Annotated in this window: 14 protein-coding genes and 1 pseudogene; 11 read left to right on the top strand and 4 right to left on the bottom strand. The window is 59.7% G+C overall.

Annotated elements, in window-relative coordinates; all coding sequences use genetic code 11:
* Window positions 1-322: 322 nt before the first annotated feature.
* The 3 genes from AO277_RS09345 (at window position 323) to AO277_RS09335 (ending at window position 4,494) form a co-directional block, all read left to right on the top strand.
* Window positions 323-994: a DNA-3-methyladenine glycosylase gene (locus tag AO277_RS09345; protein ID WP_044319354.1), complete on the top strand. Its 672-nt coding sequence runs from the start codon at window positions 323-325 to the stop codon at window positions 992-994.
* Window positions 995-997: 3 nt separating this feature from the next.
* Window positions 998-2,323, top strand: a complete 1,326-nt coding sequence (locus AO277_RS09340) for a bifunctional DedA family/phosphatase PAP2 family protein (RefSeq protein ID WP_044319355.1) — start codon at window positions 998-1,000, stop codon at window positions 2,321-2,323.
* A 137-nt stretch (window positions 2,324-2,460) separates the two neighbouring features.
* Window positions 2,461-4,494, top strand: a complete 2,034-nt coding sequence (locus tag AO277_RS09335; RefSeq protein ID WP_044319361.1) for a pilus assembly protein TadG-related protein — start codon at window positions 2,461-2,463, stop codon at window positions 4,492-4,494.
* On the opposite strand, the gene AO277_RS09330 is transcribed toward AO277_RS09335, so the two are convergent.
* Window positions 4,491-7,259 (bottom strand): PAS domain-containing sensor histidine kinase, encoded by a 2,769-nt coding sequence (locus AO277_RS09330; protein WP_044319356.1) that lies wholly within the window; start codon window positions 7,257-7,259, stop codon window positions 4,491-4,493. The two genes, AO277_RS09335 and AO277_RS09330, sit on opposite strands and share 4 nt — an antisense overlap.
* Window positions 7,249-7,704, bottom strand: coding sequence for a TadE/TadG family type IV pilus assembly protein (locus AO277_RS09325; RefSeq protein ID WP_002555344.1), 456 nt, complete (start codon window positions 7,702-7,704; stop codon window positions 7,249-7,251). The genes AO277_RS09330 and AO277_RS09325 overlap by 11 nt, the downstream gene beginning before the upstream one ends.
* Before the next feature lie 75 nt (window positions 7,705-7,779).
* Here AO277_RS09325 and AO277_RS09320 point away from each other — a divergent pair, with 75 nt between their 5' ends.
* On the top strand, window positions 7,780-8,250 hold the full coding sequence (locus AO277_RS09320) for a prepilin peptidase (protein WP_044319362.1): 471 nt from the start codon (window positions 7,780-7,782) through the stop codon (window positions 8,248-8,250).
* A 170-nt stretch (window positions 8,251-8,420) separates the two neighbouring features.
* Window positions 8,421-9,209: a response regulator transcription factor gene (locus AO277_RS09315; RefSeq protein WP_161795800.1), complete on the top strand. Its 789-nt coding sequence runs from the start codon at window positions 8,421-8,423 to the stop codon at window positions 9,207-9,209.
* Window positions 9,210-9,216: 7 nt separating this feature from the next.
* Here AO277_RS09315 and AO277_RS09310 read toward each other — a convergent pair.
* Window positions 9,217-10,806, bottom strand: a pseudogene (locus tag AO277_RS09310) (diguanylate cyclase); the annotation flags it as partial.
* A 139-nt stretch (window positions 10,807-10,945) separates the two neighbouring features.
* On the opposite strand from AO277_RS09310, the gene AO277_RS09305 reads away from it, so the two are divergent.
* The 6 genes from AO277_RS09305 (at window position 10,946) to AO277_RS09280 (ending at window position 17,856) form a co-directional block, all read left to right on the top strand.
* Window positions 10,946-12,025 (top strand): DUF2333 family protein, encoded by a 1,080-nt coding sequence (locus AO277_RS09305; protein ID WP_002555348.1) that lies wholly within the window; start codon window positions 10,946-10,948, stop codon window positions 12,023-12,025.
* Window positions 12,025-12,570, top strand: coding sequence for an NUDIX hydrolase (locus tag AO277_RS09300; RefSeq protein WP_002555349.1), 546 nt, complete (start codon window positions 12,025-12,027; stop codon window positions 12,568-12,570). Before AO277_RS09305 ends, AO277_RS09300 begins: the two co-directional genes overlap by 1 nt.
* A gap of 188 nt (window positions 12,571-12,758) precedes the next feature.
* Entirely contained in the window at window positions 12,759-13,130 is a 372-nt protein-coding gene (locus AO277_RS09295; RefSeq protein WP_044319358.1) for a translation initiation factor Sui1, read from the top strand.
* Between the two features lie 100 nt (window positions 13,131-13,230).
* Window positions 13,231-15,144: an arginine decarboxylase gene (gene speA / locus AO277_RS09290; protein ID WP_004666294.1), complete on the top strand. Its 1,914-nt coding sequence runs from the start codon at window positions 13,231-13,233 to the stop codon at window positions 15,142-15,144.
* Between the two features lie 322 nt (window positions 15,145-15,466).
* Window positions 15,467-16,873 carry a type VI secretion system Vgr family protein gene (locus tag AO277_RS09285; RefSeq protein ID WP_044319359.1) on the top strand — a complete coding sequence of 469 codons (1,407 nt, stop codon included), beginning with the start codon at window positions 15,467-15,469 and terminating at the stop codon, window positions 16,871-16,873.
* A gap of 80 nt (window positions 16,874-16,953) precedes the next feature.
* Window positions 16,954-17,856, top strand: a complete 903-nt coding sequence (locus AO277_RS09280) for an alpha/beta hydrolase (RefSeq protein ID WP_002555353.1) — start codon at window positions 16,954-16,956, stop codon at window positions 17,854-17,856.
* On the opposite strand, the gene AO277_RS09275 is transcribed toward AO277_RS09280, so the two are convergent.
* Window positions 17,850-19,190: an MATE family efflux transporter gene (locus AO277_RS09275; protein ID WP_044319360.1), complete on the bottom strand. Its 1,341-nt coding sequence runs from the start codon at window positions 19,188-19,190 to the stop codon at window positions 17,850-17,852. The two genes, AO277_RS09280 and AO277_RS09275, sit on opposite strands and share 7 nt — an antisense overlap.
* Window positions 19,191-19,422: the final 232 nt, after the last annotated feature.

The following is a 19,422-nucleotide window of genomic DNA, read 5'->3' as shown; positions in this document are numbered from 1 at the left end:
GGCCGTGACATCCGCAGGAGATGTGTCGCCCGAGATAAAGCTTTCGCGAACAAGTTCGCTCCCACGCCCTGCGGGCAGAAGCCTGAACACCCCCATTTTCCGGGCTCGTCAGGACTCGTGCATAACGATGTGCGCTCAGCCTGCGCGCCCTCTCGACCAGCGTCGCAATGAGACGCACGCACAAAACGCTCTTATGGGTTAACCGGTTTGTCATGCCTCAGTCACTTTCAGAAACAACAAAGCCGCTAATCCAGACACATTCAGCTGCAATTAAAGTTGCGCTTGTTATTATCGGGCACCTTCTCAACGTACCTGCCTGACTATGCCTGCTGCTCTTCCGGATTATTTCTTCCATCGCGATGCCCAGTTGCTGGCCCGCGATCTGCTGGGCAAGATCATTCGGCATAAAGTGGGCGAGCTGTGGCTGGCCGCCCGCATCATCGAAACAGAAGCGTACTACTGCGCTGAAAAAGGCAGCCATGCTTCGCTGGGCTATACCGAAAAGCGCAAAGCGCTGTTCCTCGACGGCGGGCACATCTATATGTACTACGCGCGCGGCGGTGACTCGCTGAATTTCAGCGCCGAGGGGCCGGGCAATGCAGTGCTGATCAAATCGGCATTTCCCTGGACCGACGCAACCAGCGACGAAAACGCCCTGGCGCAGATGCAGTTGAACAACCCCGACGCCAGCGGGGCAATCCGCCCGCCGCAACGGCTCTGCGCTGGCCAGACGCTACTGTGCAAGGCACTTGGCCTGAAAGTACCGGAGTGGGACGCCAGACGCTTCGACCCACAGAGGTTGCTGGTCGAAGACATCGGCCAGGCACCCGAGCGCATTATCCAGACCACCCGTCTGGGCATTCCTGCCGGGCGCGATGAGCACTTGATGTATCGCTTCGTGGATGCCGGTTACGCCCGTTTCTGCACACGGGACCCTCTCAGACGCGGTCAGGTCGAAGGCCGCGACTACTTATTTCTCGATCAAGGAAACTGACCGATGGGCGATCTGCTCAATGGCATGACCGGCTGGCTGACAGCGAATCCTTCCTGGGTGGCTGTCGCGATTTTTTTGGTGGCCTTCACTGAATGCGTCGCGATCGTCGCGATCGTCGGGATCGTCGTGCCGGGCACGGTCATCATGTTTGCCATCGCCGCCTTGGCGGGCAGCGGCATACTGCCGTTGAGCGAAGTGCTGTTACTGGGTTTTCTCGGCGGGCTGTTGGGGGACGCAGTGTCGTACTTCATAGGTCGGCGCTTTCATCAGAATATCCGTCAGTTGCCCGGCTTGCGCACGCACCCGGAGTGGATGGAAGGTGCGGAAAAATACTTCCACCGTTACGGCATCGCCAGTTTGCTGGTCGGGCGCTTCATCGGACCGCTACGCCCGATGCTGCCAATGATTGCCGGCATGTGCGACATGCCGCTCCCGCGCTTTGCGGCCGTCAGTGTACTGGCCGCGGCAGGCTGGTCGATTGCCTACCTGATGCCGGGCTGGGCGGCGGGCGCGGCCATTAGCCTGCCGCTGCCGGAAGGCTTCTGGCCTGAGGCGGCAGTGGTCGGTGCCGGTCTGGCGATTCTGTTCGGGCTGAGTATTCAGAGCAGCATTCGCCAGAAGCGCTATGCAACCAAACTTATTTCCGTGCTCAGCCTGACGCTGGTCGCGGCGCTGTTCATCGGCTGGCCCTATCTGGCGGACTTCGACAACGGCCTGATGACGCTCATTCAGGAGCATCGCAGCGAGGCCGCACAGAACATCGTGATCTTCGTCACCAGCATCGGCGACTTCAAGGCCCAGTTGCTGGCGGCCTCCCTGCTGATCATCGTGCTGGCCGTTGCCAGACAATGGCGTCACGCAGCTTTTGCTCTGACCGCAACACTGGGTACCGCGATTGCCAATGGCACCCTGAAAACGTTCTTCGCCCGCGCTCGCCCGGACGTTCTGGTAGAGCCGCTGACCACTTACAGCATGCCCAGTGGCCATAGTTCTGCGGCCTTTGCGCTGTTCATGACGCTGGCGGTGCTGGCCGGACGCGGCCAGCCCGTGCGCCTGCGCCTGAGCTGGATGCTGGTCGGTGGCATTCCGGCACTGGCCATCGCGCTTTCCAGGGTTTACCTCGGCGTTCACTGGCCAACCGACATCCTCGCTGGAATGCTCCTGGCGTTCTGTGTCTGCGCCGCCAGCCTGGCGTTCATTCAGCGCAACGCCCCCTTGCCCGCCATGTCGGTCCGGGTATGGTGGCTCATCGTCCCGGCAATGACCGCGCTGCTCGGCATTTTTGCGGTGCGCGCCCTCTCGCACGCGGTACTGCGTTACCAGTACTGATCGGCATACCTGATCGCGCCCGTACAAATCGGGTGCGACACTTCTCAAATCTGGCACCTTGCCAGTGCTCTTTCGAGGCGTTGACTACACTCCCCTGAAGCAGGTGAGTGAGCAACGGCGTGGCCGAAGGAGTGCTGATGTCCCCACTGGATGGTTATACGGCAATGCCCGCCCGGCAACGCGGCGCCATAGGCATGATGGCCGCGCTCACATTGGGATTGGCGCTGCTGTGCACACTGATAGTGGTCGACAGCGGCAGGCTGTATCTGGAGAAACGCTCGTTGCAGCGGGTTGCGGACATCGCCGCCCTGGAAGCTGCGGGGCGCAGGGGAACGTGCAGCGGGGCGGCCACCGCCCCCGGTTTCGCCACACAAAGTGCCACGCGTAACGGCTTTACCCCGAATACCGGAGGTCGAACGCTAACCATCCTCTGCGGCACCCTTACAGTGGGCCTGCAGAGCCAGCGCGTATTTGTCGCGGACTCCACCCAGGCACTGGCCATTCAAGTGGTCGCGGCGCATCCGGTGCCACGAAGTATTGCTGCCGGTATTGTTGCCCTGTTCGAAAAAACTCCCTCCCCTGCGAACATCACGATCAGCGCCACAGCCGTGGCTGCCAGTGCCGCGCCACTGGCGGCACTGACCATTCGCAGTGCGGCGGTAACAATGGACAGCACTCGGGCGGCCATTCTGAACCCGCTCATCGGCAGCCTGCTCGGTGACACACTCAACCTGAGCGTAGCGAACTGGCAGGGCCTCGCCAGCACCGACCTCAGCCTGTTGAGCTATCTGAACCGACTCAAGACCGACCTTAACCTGACTGCGGTCGGTTACAGCGAGGTGCTCAACACATCGGTTTCTGTCAGCCAGTTGATCCAGAGTGCTATCCATGTGCTCGACCCCGGCGCGACCTTGAACGGTACGGCCACCATCGCAGGCCTGCAAGCCTTGAAACTGGCGGCTGGCGCAACCACTGTGTTGCTCGGCGACGTGCTGTCGATACAGGGCAGTTCGGACCTCGCTGCATTGAATACCAACCTGCGCCTTCTGGACCTGGTTCAAGGCCTTGCGCAACTGGCCAACGACAAGACCGGCATATCGACAGCTGCGCAAATAAATGTAGGCACCCTGGCACAGGTCACCACACGATTTCAGGTCGTTGAGCCGCCTCAGTTATCGGCCATCGGCGACCCGAGCAAGATCGACCCGCTCAATCCCAAAACCGGTGCCAACCGGATCTACGTGCGCACCGCGCAGATGCGTGCGCTGGTGTCGATCAATCTGCCGGTGCTGGGCACCATCACGTCATTGGCCAACACTGCGGGCTCGGTGGTCGGCAGCCTGACACCGATCCTCAATAGCGCGTTGAGCCTGAACATCGCGGGCCTGGTGACATCAGCCACCTGCGCCGTAGGGCTAAACAGTTGCATGGTCACCGATTTCAAGTTTCTGACCTCGGACTCTTCTGCCAGCGCCGGCCCCAGGATAGATCTGAGCCTGTCGCTGGCCAGCGCCGACACCTATGTCACCGGCTACACCTGTACCAGCAATACCAGCAAAACCTTGAGTGTCAAAACAGATGCAGGATTGCTCAGCGCCAAGGTTGGCTGGATTGACAGCACGGCAGCGTTTCCTGCCAGCACTGACCCCTCGGCAATCACCGCACTGCCTCTACCGGTGCTGGATATAGGCACCAAGACCTGCCAGAAGATAGCGGGACTGTTGGGCAACTGCACCGCCCGCACCCCCTTCGGCGGTGGCGGCATAGGTCTCACGTTCGACACGGTAAGCCAGTCGCCGCTGGGCAGCTCAACGGTCGTCAGTACAACCTTCAGCTCGCCCAATCTGCCGGAAATCAACAGCGCGCCCTATTTCCTGACAAGCGTTGCGCACACCAAACCCAGTACGTTGCTGAACGGCACGGTTTCCAGCGTAAAGGTGAATGTCTATAAACCTGCGACCAGCAATGTGCTAGGCAACGTCATTACTGGAGCAGCTGCAACGCTGAACAGCCTGACCGTTGCGCTGGACGCTATTGTGGAGAACACGCTGACCGGCTTGCTGACATCAGTCGTCGACCCGCTGTTCGAGTCACTTGGCCTGAATCTGGGTGCCACCGATGTGGGTGCCAATTTAAGCTGCAACATCGGTCAGGCGACGCTGATTATCTAACCGGCGTTGAATATCGGCAGCTCGATCTGGAAACGAGCGCCCTCCCCGACGTTGCCGACGCTGAGCTGGCCGCCCATCTGGTCGACGATGCCGTAGCTGACAGACAAGCCCAGTCCGGTGCCGACACCGACAGGCTTGGTGGTGAAGAACGGCTCGAAAATGCGCTCCAGCAAACGCGGATCAATCCCCCCGCCGTTGTCCTGAACCGCCAGCCGGATGATATTTTCGTCCCGCTCGGCCTCGACGCTGATCCACGGTTCGAAATCCCGGTCTTTTTCCCGACGTGACAACAACGCATCACGGGCGTTGACCATCAGGTTGATCAGCACCTGCTCAAGCTGATCGACATGCCCGCGAACCTGCACGTCTTCGATCATGGTGCCGACCCGCAACTGCACACCCTTGCCTTTCATGCCTTCGGCCAGCATCGAGAGGGTGCCTTCCACCGCCTGCGCCGGATCGAACAGCTGCTCCTCCACTTCAGAGCGCCGACCGAATACCCTCATATGGTCCACCACGCGGGCAGCACGCTGTACCTGCGCGTCGATACGGTTGAGCTTTTCGGTGAGGTATTCGATGTCCACGTCCCCGCACCCAAGACGCTTGAGGACGTTGACCACCGCCATGCGCATGACATTGAGTGGCTGATTTATCTCATGGGCGAGGCCTGTGGACATTTCGCCAAGCGTGGCCATTTTCGCGCTCTGGTTCAATTGCATCCTGGAGCGGCGCACATCCGTGTTATCACGGCCGACGGCCTGAACCTCGACCAGCGTGCCGTGCTCGTCGAATATTCCCCGGTCGGCCCAGACCCACCAGGCATACTCACGGCCGGGCAGCTCGATACAGATTTCTTCGGTGCTCACCGGCGCTTGCGGGGTGAGCTGACCAATGCGCCGAATGAACGCCTCGCGCTGCTCGTCCGAAAGCCAGTCCCCCAGATTGATCCCGGTCAGTTGTTCCGGCGTGCATTCCATGTAATTGGCCAGTGGACGGTTGCCGAAACTCAGTACCAGATCCGGAGAATAGCGGCAGATCATGGCCGGTGAGTCTTCGACCAGAATGCGGTATCGCTCTTCGCTCTGGCGCACGTGCTCGGCCGCCAGAGTGGCTTCGGTCACGTCCAGCCACAGGCCGACCGCCTCCACGGGCATGCCGAGGTCGTCACGCAACAATCGCGCTTCGTCCAGCAACCAATGGTAGTGGCCGTTCTTGTTGCGCAACCTGTAACGCCGACTGACAACGCCTCCGCGCAACAGCTGCCGGTTACGCTCGAACCAGATGTCGCGGTCTTCGGGGTGAATGTATTCCGCCAGCTGGCCATCTACGCAGTCAGCCAGCGTCCAGCCCAGCAAGGGCGTGAGACTGTCACTGAAAAAGGTTGGCTCAAGGTTGCCGTGATCGTAGCGCTGCACGTAAATCACGGCCGGCGAGCTGGCAATGAGGTTATCCAGCCGGGCGTGAGCGGCCGCTGCTTCGGTTTCCTGATTCTTGATATCACTGACATCGAGCATGAAACCCAACACTCGCTGAACCTGACCACTGATCAGCGCCTGGCCCTGAATACGGTACCAGAGGGTTTCCTGGGCGGAATCGCTCTGTGCCAGACGCACGCAAATCAGCAGCGGCGTGCCTTTGTCACGTAACTGCGCCAGACGACTGGAAAGCTCTTGTCGATCAGCCGGATGAATCAACGCCAGCCAGTCTTGACGCGACAGACTTTCGACCCGGTCACCCAGACGCAGACTGCGCGCCAGTTGCGGTGCCAGCAGGATTTCGTCACGAGCAGGCATCAGCTCCCACCAACCGGTGCCCAGCAGATCCTGAAGCACCGCCAGGCGCTCTACATGGTGACGGTTGTGCTGCTCGGACAAGCGAAAAAGCACCGGCCCGGCCAGCGCCGAACACAGGTTGAGCCACTCGCGCTCACCAAGATCCGGAGCCTGCTGTTGCGGGTTATAGAAACCGAACATCAGCCATGCTTTAGCAACGTTGTCACGGCTGTGGGGGATCAGAAAACCGTCCGCGTTGCCGAAGGCACTCTGCAACGGCCCTTGGTCGACGCCGCCGCCAAACCTGAGTTGATGGGTGATATTGGCATCGAATCGATCCAGCGCATTGCCCAGTCGCTGCCCAACCTGCCATAACTCCGGTGCGGTGTGGGCGCTGTACTGGCAGTAGACACGCCAGCCAGCGCCGCTGACTTCCGGCAATACCAGCGCCAGACAGGGAACGCGCCATAGCTGCGCCAGTTCCTCGAGTTGCTCGGTCACCACGGCAGTCAGCCGGTCTACGTTGCACACGCGCACACGTTCGGCCATTTGCCCGGCAAAGCGCAGGCATTGCTGGCGGCTGCGGGCGGCACTGGCCTCCTCCATCAAGTCGCTGATATCCAGCAGCTGCAACAGCCAGCCCTTGCCATGCGCCTGCACCCAGCCACGGGCGTGCAAGGTATGCGCATCGGCACTCTTGAAGTCCAGGTCCAGCATGTGCCCCAGCCAGTCATGCGGCACGCCTTCAATGACCAGCGCGCTGTTTGGCAGCAACAGATTCATCAACCGCTGCGCAGCTGACAGCGGAGCGGCAATGCCCAACCGCGCAAGCAACTGCGGGCTGATGCTCTGTATCCGTCCTTCGTCATCGAGCAGCACATAAAGGTCGACCCCGACCGGGCCCGGCTCGCGTGACACGGGCACAGCCTGGGATAACGGCGGCGCTTCACCACGGCCCAGCCAACGGCTCAGACGATTTTTTTCAAGGGGCAAGTTGCAGACTCGCTTGTGCAGTAAGGTTGGTCGGCAAGCGCGGAACCTCGCCGATGCCAGGGATCGTCAATAAAGGGAGTACCTGGGTCAATCGGGTCTTGGGGTACTGGATGGTCACCGTCAGAACACCAGCGGTGTAGGTCACGTTGGTATAACTGGCGTTGAAACCCAGCGCAGGCGGCATCCATGACAGCTGATTCATGACGACACTCTGCGCCTGGCTGACCAACAGAGTGTTATAGCCACTCACTGTCGGGCTAAGGGCGACACTTCGGCGCACGGCTTCACTGGCCGCCGCATTGAAAGACTGCATCATAAGCAACGGCAGGCTATAACTCACCACGCCATAGAACACGGCAAAGAAAACAACGAACACCGCAGCGAACTCAATAGCGGCGGCACCTTGCTGCCGATGAGGCAAGGCATGCTGCAGAACGGTTTTCATATCAACGTCTACCCTGACATTTACGGCTTCAACAGAGCATAGATTCTTTCAGGAAAACAGGATGTTTTTTGCTTGATAAAACTATTTTTTCTGCTTGTATGGTTTGCAATTTGCGCCGAACAGGACGCGCGACGCAAGCAAATTTCAAACAGCCTGACACTGGGCGCAACAGCACTGGCGGCCGCCTGGCTGGCAGGCACCGGAACGAGCTGGCTAGGCGCCACGCCACTGGAAGCCGCGCTGGCACTGGCGCTGGCACTGGGCTTGACGTTGCCTGGTTATGCGCTCGGCAAGCTGGGCGCCGGAGACGTCAAGCTGATGGCCGCACTCGCGCTCGCCTCCGACAGCGTCTATTTACTGTGCACGTTTATCGGCGCAGGCATCGCCGCGCTGACCTGGGTGTTGCTCGCCAGGAAAGTGCAGCATCATATAAACCAACGAGTTGCGCGGCGTTACGCCTATATGTTCCCTGACGCGCCAGATAAATATCCTTTTTCACCTTTTTTATTGGCGGGCTTGCTGCTGACAGTAGCGTTGCTCCATTAGTCGACTCTCGGCCAATTGAAAGTTTAATGCTATGTACATAGTCGGAAAGTACGACTACGGTTAACACATCGCTGTGGCGTACTGTCATTGAACTACCCGAAACGGGTCATACAACGCTTAATCATGTTTTGCTGAATGGATAAAGGTCCCGGTCTGCCGGCCTTAACAGCATGGAGTTGCATGTGGATAACTACCCGGTCACGAAAGTTCTGGTGGTCGACGACCAGCCTGTTATTGTTGAAGAACTCTGTGAGTTTCTGGAGAGCAACGGCTATGCGTGCGTGCGCTGTCATTCAAGCCTTGAGGCCATCGAGCATTTCAGCAGCGACAGCGCTATTGGCATCGTACTTTGCGACCTGGAAATGCCAGGCATGAATGGGATCGAGATGGTCGAAGCCATGAAGATGGCTGGCGGCAAGACGCATCTGTTCGAGGCCATCATGCTGACCGGACAAGCCGAGAAAAAGGACGTCATCAAGGCTCTGCGAGCCGGCATCGCCGATTACTACCAGAAGCCGGTCAACCTTGAAGAGTTGCTTGAGGGTGTCCAGTTGCAGGTGGAAGCGCTGCACGAACGGCAGAAAAACCGTCAGCAATTGGGCCTGCTCAACGAGAAACTTCAGTTTCTGGCCGCATCCATAGACGACCTCTATCAAAATCTGGATAACGTTCAGAACAGGGCGCAGTCCGAGCGCAAAACCAGCCTCGAGAGTGATGCACAGATGCCCGTATCGCTGGCCAAATTGTCACCCCGCCAGCTTGACGTCGCGCGCCTGGTCAGCAAGGGGCTGACCAATTACCAGATTGCCTGCGAACTGGGCATTACCGAAAACACTGTCAAACTCTACGTGTCCCAAGTGCTGCGCTTGACCCACATGCATAACCGCACCCAACTGGCCTTGGCATTTTCACCCGGCAAATCGGCAGAGCGGCAAAAGCTGATCGAAAGCCAGGACTGAAACCGAATCAGGCCTCGATTTCCGTCAACACGACGTGATAGGGCACATCCACCAGGGCCGAATGCACCTGATTGCGGCCCGCGTGCTTGGCGCAGTACAACGCAGTATCCGCCTGTGACGCAAGGCTCAGACTGTCGTCATTAGCCCCCAGAGAAACGACCCCGGCGCTGAAAGTGCAAAACAGATCGGTCGGCTGCGCGGGGTAATGGATCTCCGCAAAGCGATGGCGGATCTCATCAAGCACTTTATGGGCACTTTGAATGTCGGTATCGGGCATGACGATGGCAAACTCCTCACCACCGTAACGACCGATGAAGTCGGTCTTGCGCAGGCGCTGCTTGAGAAACAGCGCCAGGCTTTTGATGACGCGATCTCCCATAGGGTGACCGTGGCTGTCGTTGACCTTCTTGAAGTGGTCGATATCGAGCATGGCAAAACACAGCGGCTTACCCTCGCGTCGCGAGCGAAAGCTGCAATCTTCCAGCAGTTGCAGGATGTGCGTGTGATTGTAGAGCCCGGTCAGGCTGTCACGAACCATGCGCGCCTTGAGGCTGCGGGCTCTGGCGGCGCGATTGCGAACCGTGGTGATCAGGTGGCGTGGCTTGATCGGCTTGGTGAGGAAGTCATCGCCGCCCTCGCTCATGGCGTCAAGCTGCTTGTCCTGATCATCCTCGGCCGACAGGTAAATGATCGGCACGCTGACATAGCGGTCATTATGGCGAATGACCTTGGCCAGCTCAGTCCCGGTGCAACCAGGCATGTACATGTCGAGAATGATCAGGTCCGGCTGAAACTCCGCCAGTTCGGACATTGCCTGAATCGGGTCGAGCAGAACCCGCGTAACAATTCCGGCTGCATTCAGAATGCGTTCGGTGTGCATTGCCTGAGCGCGGGAATCGTCGATGATCAGCACTTTATAGGGTTCGTATTGAGCGACGCAGGTCAAGACTTCGATTTTTTCCAGCAGACTCGACGCTTCCAGCGCGCCGGTCAAAAACTCTTCGCCACCGGCCCGCACTGCTGCGAGGCGGGTGGGCGTATCGGTTTCGTTAAGGCTGAAAAACAACAGCGGAAGCTTCTGCTCCAGGCCTTCCTGAGCCTGTGAAGCCAGCTTCAGACCCTGACCGGCCCCGCTGAAATCGACATCCATGACAATCGCCGCCGGATGCCGTTGCGCCATTGCGCGCTGAAACTCGGCAACACTGTGCAACGACAGAGCTGCCAGACCGAAAAACTCCAGCTGCTTGGCCAGACGCTCGGCCCGCTCATGGTCCTGAAGCACCACATAGACCGGCTTGCGCAGCGGAGGCAGCGACGTTTGCTCAAGCTGGTCGCCATGCCGCAGCCCGGTGCGGGAGAGACGTTGCATCAGACGATTGAGGTCAGTGATGACGCGGCTGTTGAGGCGACCGCGATTGGCTTCGACAGCCTCAAGTGCCTGGTTGATGTCATGCGCCAGTAAAATGTGTTCAACCTGCTCGAAGCGCTCGGCAAAGCGCAGTAAACGCAACGTCGACTCCTTGAGCTCAGCCATGTCGCCAGCCGACCACTCGGCTTTCTGCAGACGTTGCCACGTCTCCAGAATCTGGCGTGCCTTGAGTTGCAACCTGGAAGTTGAAAGCAATTCGCTTTTGGCTTGAAGCTCGAAGCTTGCAGCTGCCCCGATCGCACCTTAGGGTAAGGTTGCGGTCGAACCCCACGTGAAGCATTCAACTCAAGATCGAAAGGACCCTACCATGCTGGATTGGAAGAACCGCGCAGGCAGCGCGGGTGAGCGCACCGCTGACACTTCATCGGTCAAACGCCGCGGTTACCTGGGTAACCTGTTCTATAGCCGCGCTCTGGGCGCCTTGATCTTGATTTACCTGCTGGTTGCACTGGTAGTCGGCTGGTACTGGAGCAAAGAGCCTGCACTGTTCCCTGTACAACAGAACGCTCAAGCCGCCGCCGAGCGCGAAGGCAAGCCAATGGTTATCGGCTACACGACGGTTGAAACGCTCAAGACCGTGGCTGGCACCCTGCTCAACAAGCGCGGTGGATATCTGTCCAACGACCGCATGCCACCGGGCTTGTGGCTGGACAACATTCCAAGCTGGGAATACGGCGTACTGGTGCAGGTGCGTGACTTGAGTCGTGCGCTGCGCAAAGACTTTGCCCGTTCCCAGTCTCAATCTGCCGAAGATGGCGATCTGGCTCGCGCCGAGCCGCTGTTCAACTTCAACAATCGCAGCTGGATCCTGCCTTCCAGCGAGTCGCAATACGCCGAAGGTATCAACTCTCTGAGTCGCTACCAGGCACGTTTGTCCGACCCGAACCAGAAAGGCGCGCTGTTCTATGCCCGCGCCGACAACCTGAACAACTGGCTGGGTGATGTCGGCACCCGCCTGGGCTCGCTGTCGCAACGCCTTTCGGCCAGTGTCGGTCGGGTCAAACTCAACAGCACGCTGAAAACCGAGGCCGCTGTTTCGGTCAAGCCTGGCGAAGTACCGCAGGTAGACGAGGAAATCGTCGAGACCCCGTGGCTGGAAGTGGACAACGTGTTCTATGAAGCGCGCGGTCAGGCCTGGGCTCTGTCGCATCTGCTGCGCGCCATCGAGGTCGACTTTGCCGATGTACTGGCCAAGAAGAATGCGACCGTCAGCGTGCGTCAGATCATTCGTGAGCTGGAAGCGTCCCAGGAACCGCTGTGGAGCCCGATGATTCTGAATGGCAGCCCGTTCGGTGTGTTCGCCAACCACTCGCTGGTCATGGCCAACTACATCTCGCGTGCCAACGCCGCAGTCATCGACCTGCGCCAGTTGCTGAATCAAGGCTGATGTCTATTCCCGCCAACGAGGCCGCGCACCGTGCCGCCTCGGATGCCGAGCAGATCGCCTGGGTCGACGAGCAGGACCGACTGCTCGGCTCGCGGGTCCGCGCCGACTTGCGCGAGCGCGGACTGATCGGGCGCGGCACTTATATCCTGCTGTTCAACAGTGCCGGTGAGCTTTGCGTGCATCGGCGCACACTGAGCAAAGCGATTTATCCCGGTTATTGGGATGTCGCCGCAGGCGGAATGGTGCAGGCGGATGAAAGCTATGACGAGTCCGCTGCCCGGGAACTGGAAGAGGAGCTGGGCGTCAGTGGCGTACCGTTGCAGGCCCACGAACGGTTTTTCTTCGATCAGCCGGGCAACCGGCTCTGGTGCGCCGTGTTTTCAGCCGTGTGGGACGGGCCCTTGAGATTGCAGCCCGAAGAAGTGCTGGAAGCGCGCTTCATGCCCATCGCCGACGTTCTGCATCAGGCTGAAAAAATCCCTTACTGCCCGGACTCGCTCGCGGCGCTGAAACGCTACCTGCAGCAGATAGAGAATGCTCAGTAAGCCAGTGTTCAGAAATTGGCGTATCCAGCCCCTTAGCAACCGGTCTGTTTGCCGTTACACTGCGCGACCTTTTCAAACTGGACCGGCCCTGCCGTTTCAGTAGCGCTGCCCCTGCCAGAGTGGGGCTTCGCGGTCGATGGTTCGTGTGAGCCCGACCCATCTTCAGTCCTCAACAAGAGGATTTTTGCGTGGCTAAAAAAGCCGCTTCTCTCGCCGCCCTTGGTGGCCTGGTGTTTTCAACCGACGCAGGGCGTCACTGCCCGGATTGTCGTCAGCCCGTTGCCGACTGCACCTGCAAACAGACCGCCATCCCCGAAGGGGACGGTATTGCCCGCGTGCGCCGGGAAAGCAAAGGCCGCGGCGGCAAGACCGTGACTACCATCAGTGGTGTCCCGCTGGCAGAAGAGCCGCTCAAAGAACTCGCCAAGGCCCTCAAGCAGCGCTGTGGCACAGGCAGATCGCTCAAGGACGGCGTAATCGAGATTCAGGGCGATCACGTCGAACTGCTATTGGCAGAGCTGATCAAAAAAGGCTTCAAGGCTAAAAAGTCCGGCGGCTGAATCCGCGTAGCGGGCAGCGAATCAAATCGTCATTTCAACTCATTACACTGCGCCCAGCGGGCTAATGGCTGGCGCAACGACTTCTTTATAGGGGACTTCGATGTCCGTACGACGCACACGCAAAGACGATGGCAGCCAATGGACAGTTGCGGACAGCCGCAGCGTTTATGGTATTCGCCATTGGGGCGCGGGTTATTTTGCAATCAACGAAGCAGGTCGCGTTGAAGTCCGTCCCAATGGGCCGGACAGCTCGCCCATCGACCTTTACGAACAGGTCGACAACCTGCGCAAGAGCGGCCTGTCGCTGCCCTTGCTGGTGCGCTTCCCCGACATTCTGCAAGACCGTGTGCGTCAACTGACCGGTGCATTCGACAGCAACATCGCGCGCCTGGAATACCAGAGCCAATACACCGCGCTGTACCCGATCAAGGTCAACCAGCAGGAAGCGGTGGTGGAAAACATCATCGCCACGCAGAACGTCTCCATCGGTCTGGAAGCGGGTTCCAAACCGGAGCTGATGGCCGTGCTGGCATTGGCGCCCAAAGGCGGCACCATCGTCTGCAACGGTTACAAGGACCGTGAGTTCATACGTCTGGCGCTGATGGGCCAGAAGCTGGGCCACAACGTATTCATCGTCATCGAGAAAGAATCCGAAGTCGAGCTGGTGATCGAAGAAGCCGCCGAGCTGAAAGTCGCCCCTCAGGTAGGCCTGCGCGTGCGTCTGTCTTCCCTGGCGTCGAGCAAATGGGCGGACACCGGCGGCGAGAAATCCAAGTTCGGTCTGTCGGCCGCACAATTGCTGTCGGTGGTCGAGCGCTTCCGCAAGGCCGGGCTCGATCAGGGCATCCGCCTGCTGCACTTCCACATGGGCTCGCAGATCGCCAACCTGGCTGATTACCAGCACGGCTTCAAAGAGGCTATCCGCTATTACGGCGAACTGCGCAAACTCGGCCTGCCGGTGGATTACATCGATGTCGGCGGCGGTCTGGGCGTCGACTACGACGGCACCCACTCACGCAACGCCAGCTCGATCAACTACGACATGGACGATTACGCAGGTGTGGTGGTCGGAATGCTCAAGGAGTTCTGCGATGCGCAAAGCCTGCCGCACCCGCATATCTTCTCGGAAAGCGGCCGCTCGCTGACCGCCCACCACGCCATGCTGGTGGTCCAGGTGACCGACGTCGAGAAGCATAACGACGAAGTGCCGGAAATCTCCGACAAGGAAAGCCTGCCGGAAACCGTGCAGTGGCTGGTGGACCTGCTGGGTCCGACTGACATAGAAATGGTCACCGAAACCTACTGGCGTGCCACGCATTACATGAGCGACATCGCTACCCAGTACGCCGATGGCAAAATCAGCCTGGCAGAGAAGGCACTCGGCGAACAATGCTACTTCGCCGTCTGCCGCCGCCTGTACAACTCGCTGAAGGCACGTCAACGCTCACACCGTCAGGTGCTCGACGAACTCAACGACAAGCTGGCCGACAAGTACATCTGCAACTTCTCGGTGTTCCAGAGCCTGCCCGATACCTGGGCCATCGGCCAGGTGCTGCCGATTCTGCCCTTGCACCGTCTGGACGAAGAGCCGGTGCGCCGCGCCGTGCTTCAGGACCTGACCTGCGATTCCGACGGCAAGATCAAGCAGTACGTCGATGAGCAGAGCATCGAGACCAGCATGCCGGTGCACTCGTTGAACGAAGGCGAAGACTATCTGCTGGGGATCTTCCTGGTAGGCGCCTATCAGGAAATTCTGGGGGACATGCACAACCTGTTCGGTGATACCGACTCGGTGAACATCTACCAGAACCCGGACGGCAGCGTTTACCACGCGGGCATCGAAACCCACGACACCATCGAAGACATGCTGCGCTACGTGCATTTGTCGCCGGAAGAACTGATGACCCATTACCGGGACAAGGTCGCCAGCGCCAAGATTACCCCGCGCGAGCGTACCTACTTCCTCGACGCCCTGCGCCTGGGGCTGACACGCTCTTCGTACCTGTCGTCCTGATTCCAGGATTTGCGATGGGGCCTGCAATTGGGGCCCCATCTACTGTGACTGTCGTGCCAATGCTGTGCACTCATCGTTACAGGCAAGTTCTGATAAGCCAGGAGAACGAGGCCAAACGCCTTGTTTCGGGGTGCGTTCCGGCCTCTTCGCGAGCAAGCTCGCTCCTACGAGACTTATGCATTGGCGCGCTGGTCATGCGCACATCGTAAGCCGCTACCAACATTCCTTGTAGGCAACGTCCTGTTCTACCTGCAGCCCTCTACCCTGCCCGTTTTCTGCGCCAGAATTCTCGGTCGCATTCCCGGTAGAGAAGCACTCCATCATGCCCGACCACACCAGCGCGCCGCTCTTTCGTCTGGAAATTGCCCGCCTGCAGCGCTGCTTCACTGTCATATCGTTCAGCGCAAGCGAGGCGATCAGCCTGCCTTTTACCTTTGAACTGGACATTCTTGGCGACGGCCTGGATCTGGACCTGACCGGCCTGATGTACAAACCTGCCTCGCTGAGCTTCGGAAACCGGAAGAACTTTCACGGTCAGATTCAAGGCGCGACACGCAAGCATTACCAACCCGGCCCGGCGTGTTACACGCTGATAATGGGGCCTCGACTGGCCTGTCTCGGGTTACGCCACCAGTCGCGCATCTTTCAGCACATGACCGCCACCCGGATCATCACCCAGGTGCTCGAAGAACATGGCCTGAAGAACTGTTTCCGTTTTGACCTGCCGACCGAGTGCCGCGAACGCGACTGTTGCGTGCAGTATCAGGAATCCGACCTGCAACTGGTCCAGCGCCTGTGCGCAGAAGAAGGCATTCACTACCACTTTGTCCATTCACGGCATCGCCACGAACTGGTATTCGGCGCCAACCTGCACGGGTTTGCGCGCAGCCCTGTCGCACGCTGGCGTCAATTCGCGCAACAGTCCGGGGTGACCCGGTTTGCCGTCACCGAGCATGCAACGGATCTGCCCGGCAGCCGCGCAGCCCAGCACGCGACAGGCGAGAGTACCTTGCCGTTCGTGACTTGCGCAGAACTGCTGCCGCTGGCCGACCATCCCGAGAAGAACTGGAACCACATGTGGCTGATCACCGAAGTCCGGCATCGCTTTGGCATCGTTGATGGCAATGACCGCGGGGCATCGGAACGCTACTCGAACCAGTTCAAGGCCATACCATGGGAAGTCGGCTTCAGAACGCCTGCCCCGGCACCGTGCGCGCCCATTGCGCATCTTCAGCGAGGCTGGATCATCGGCATCAGCGGCGAACCGGCAAGGCTTGATGCGTCAGGCCGGGTGCACGTCCGGCTGGAGTGGGAATGGCAACACCCGAATGATCCCGGCGGTGGCTGCTGGCTGCATCTGGCGCCGGGGCTGGATATCGAATGTCGCGCCGGTATGTCAGTGGCGGTGAGCTTTTCTGAGGATGACACACACCCACCACTGATCATCGGCTGTCTGCCGGCGCAGGAGGCGCGTCGCGAGAATGATCCAGCGCCTGTCGAAAACGTTCAAATGCACCTCGACCGGCAAATGTTCATTGGCGCTGACCGACTGCTGCAACTGGCAGACGGGGTCTGCCTATACCTTGGTGAAGGCAGCAAAGTCACACTGGATGCGGGGTCCAGCACGGTGCAGATCGACGATGATGGCCTGACACTGAGCAGCCCGCGCATCAGCTTTGCCAGCAAGGCGAATGGCCGTTCTTCGGGTGATCCGGACGCTATTGAATGACGTAGCAGTAACTATGCGGCACTGGGGCGAAGCGCGACGGTCTCAGGCATATCCGACTTATCTGCCAGAGCCCTTCCCTTATGATACGAGTGATTTTCCTGACACTGATGACGGGTGCCGTACTGGCAGCATTGTCCGGTTGCTCGCCCTTGAAGCTGCTCAACACGTTGAATCCGACCGGCCCTGTCGATCATGTCTACGGAGTGGCCTACGGGCAGGATCCACGCAACACGCTGGACGTTTACACCCCACAGACTAAACCGGCCAATGCGCCAGTCGTGGTGTTTTTCTATGGCGGCAGCTGGAACACCGGTTCGAAAGCCAATTACGCCTTCGTCGGCGAAGCATTGGCTGCGCGTGGCATGGTCGTCGTGATTGCCGACTACAGGCTCTATCCGCAGGTGCGCTACCCAAGCTTTCTGGAAGATTCAGCCAAGGCGCTGGCCTGGGCGCACAAGCATGCAAAAACCTACGGTGGCGATCCTGACCGCTTGTACGTGATGGGCCACAGTGCAGGTGCCTATAACGCTGCGATGCTGGCGCTCGACCCGCGCTGGCTGGCCCGTGAAGGCTTGTCGCCGTCCATTCTCAGCGGCTGGATCGGGCTGGCCGGGCCGTACGACTTTCTGCCTATCGAGAACGCCGATGTGAAACCGGTGTTCTTTTTCCCCGACTCACCGCCTGACTCGCAACCCATCAATCACGTCAGTTCCAGCGCGCCCCCTGCGTTGCTGATGGCCTCGAATACGGACTCGCTGGTCAACCCCAAACGCAACACCGGTGGCCTGGCGCGGGCATTGCGCGAGGCGGGTGTGCCGGTACGCGACCTGTATTTCTCGCGCACCAATCACGGCACGCTGGTCGGCGCATTTGCCAAGCTGTTAAGCGGCCTGGCACCGGTGGTCGACGAGGTCGACATGTTCGTCAATCACACCCCGCAAAGGCTCGCGGAAAAGAACCGTGCGGTCTTGAAGACTCAGTGAACGAACCAGCCGTCCCGGCGCGTCAATCGCCAGGCAATGGCGCCAAGGCTCAGGCCGCGCAGCAGGGTAAAAGCCAGAAACGTCAGCCATAGCGCGTGATTGCCGTGGCTGGAAGCCAGATAAGCCAGCGGCGCGATGCCTGCTGCGCTGAACAGCATCGCGTTGCGCATTTCACGGGCACGGGTGGCACCGATGAACAGCCCGTCCAGCAGGTAACTCCAGACGGCCAGCAATGGCATCAGCGCCAGATACGGCAGATAGGTCATGGCCGTAGCGCGAACCTCAGGAATATCGGTCTGCACGCTGACGAACCCATGCCCGCCCACCAGAAACAACAGCGCAAATGCCACGCTGGCAATCAGTGACCAGCCTCCCGCGACCACCAGCGAGCGCCGCAGCGTATCCCGGTCACGCGCACCAATGGCATGGCCGCACAGCGCCTCGACCGCATGCGCCAGCCCGTCCAGTGCATGGGCAGTCAACAGCAGGCCGTTGAGCAGCAACGCATTGGCGGCAACCGTTGCGTCACCCAGACGAGCGCCCTGCACGGTGATCAGGAACATCACCGATTGCAGCGCCAGTGTGCGCAGAAAGATGTCTCGATTGACCGCCAGCAAGGGTCTCCAGTTGCTCCATAGCTTCATCGCTGACCAGACGATCTGCCCCGGCCAGGCGCGCAAGGTCTTGCGGGCCAGCAGCAGACCGAGCACTACGCCGGTCCACTCTGCCAACACCGAGGCACGCGCCGAACCGACCACGCCCCAGTCCAGACCGATGACGAACCATAGGTTGAGCGCGATATTGACCAGATTGGTGATGAGCAGAATGGCCAGTGGCGCTCTGGCGTTCTGCGCGCCGAGAAACCAGCCGACCAGCGCATAACTGGCCAGCGCCGCAGGCAGGCCGAACAGCCGGGTGTGGAAGAAATCCAGGGTCATTTGCTGCAGATCGGCAGACGGCTGCATCATCGCCAGCGCCAGATGGCTGAACGGCAAGGCGATCACACCCAGCAACAACGCCAGCCCGACGGCCAGCAACAGCCCCTGCAACAGGATCCGGCGCAGCGCAGCACTGTCATTGCGCCCTGCCGCCTGCGCGGCAAAACCGGTGGTGCCCATGCGTAGAAAACCCATGGCCCAGGCAAGGAAAGTGTAAAGCGTCGACCCGACCGCGACGGAACCCAACTGATGTGCGTGCGGCAGATGACCGATCACTGCGCTGTCGACCAGCGCTACCAGCGGAACGGAAATATTCGACAGAATCATCGGCGCAGCCAGCGCCCAGACACGACGATGGGTTGAGCGATGACGCCAATCGTTGAGCAACGTGGACATGAGAACTCCCGGCAAGGCGAGCATTGTAGCCAGAGCGCCAAGGCTTTGCTGTGCAGATGATGGTGGCCAGGTCGTGAATGTGCGGCGCGGCGAACATTTGTGACGCGGAGCGTCACCCAAGGCATTCCCACGCTGGAGTGGTATGACCCCCGAAGGTTGGACGCAACCTTTGGAGGCGTCATGGGTAAATATACAGTGCAGGCAAAACTCGCAGCCGTGAAAGAATATTGTG

This window comes from Pseudomonas amygdali (assembly GCF_002699855.1).
Lineage (GTDB): Bacteria > Pseudomonadota > Gammaproteobacteria > Pseudomonadales > Pseudomonadaceae > Aquipseudomonas > Aquipseudomonas amygdali.
This window is presented reverse-complemented; position numbering and strand designations above follow the sequence as displayed.

Bases quoted from the DNA above. Each gene is read 5' to 3' on its own strand.
- AO277_RS09340 (WP_044319355.1), top strand. From the start codon at position 998: ATGGGCGATCTGCTCAATGGCATGACCGGCTGGCTGACAGCGAATCCT.
- AO277_RS09315 (WP_161795800.1), top strand. From the start codon at position 8,421: ATGGAGTTGCATGTGGATAACTACCCGGTCACGAAAGTTCTGGTGGTC.
- AO277_RS09335 (WP_044319361.1), top strand. From the start codon at position 2,461: ATGTCCCCACTGGATGGTTATACGGCAATGCCCGCCCGGCAACGCGGC.
- AO277_RS09325 (WP_002555344.1), bottom strand. From the start codon at position 7,704: ATGAAAACCGTTCTGCAGCATGCCTTGCCTCATCGGCAGCAAGGTGCC.
- AO277_RS09285 (WP_044319359.1), top strand. From the start codon at position 15,467: ATGCCCGACCACACCAGCGCGCCGCTCTTTCGTCTGGAAATTGCCCGC.
- AO277_RS09305 (WP_002555348.1), top strand. From the start codon at position 10,946: ATGCTGGATTGGAAGAACCGCGCAGGCAGCGCGGGTGAGCGCACCGCT.
- AO277_RS09275 (WP_044319360.1), bottom strand. From the start codon at position 19,190: ATGTCCACGTTGCTCAACGATTGGCGTCATCGCTCAACCCATCGTCGT.
- speA (WP_004666294.1), top strand. From the start codon at position 13,231: ATGTCCGTACGACGCACACGCAAAGACGATGGCAGCCAATGGACAGTT.
- AO277_RS09300 (WP_002555349.1), top strand. From the start codon at position 12,025: ATGTCTATTCCCGCCAACGAGGCCGCGCACCGTGCCGCCTCGGATGCC.
- AO277_RS09280 (WP_002555353.1), top strand. From the start codon at position 16,954: ATGATACGAGTGATTTTCCTGACACTGATGACGGGTGCCGTACTGGCA.
- AO277_RS09345 (WP_044319354.1), top strand. From the start codon at position 323: ATGCCTGCTGCTCTTCCGGATTATTTCTTCCATCGCGATGCCCAGTTG.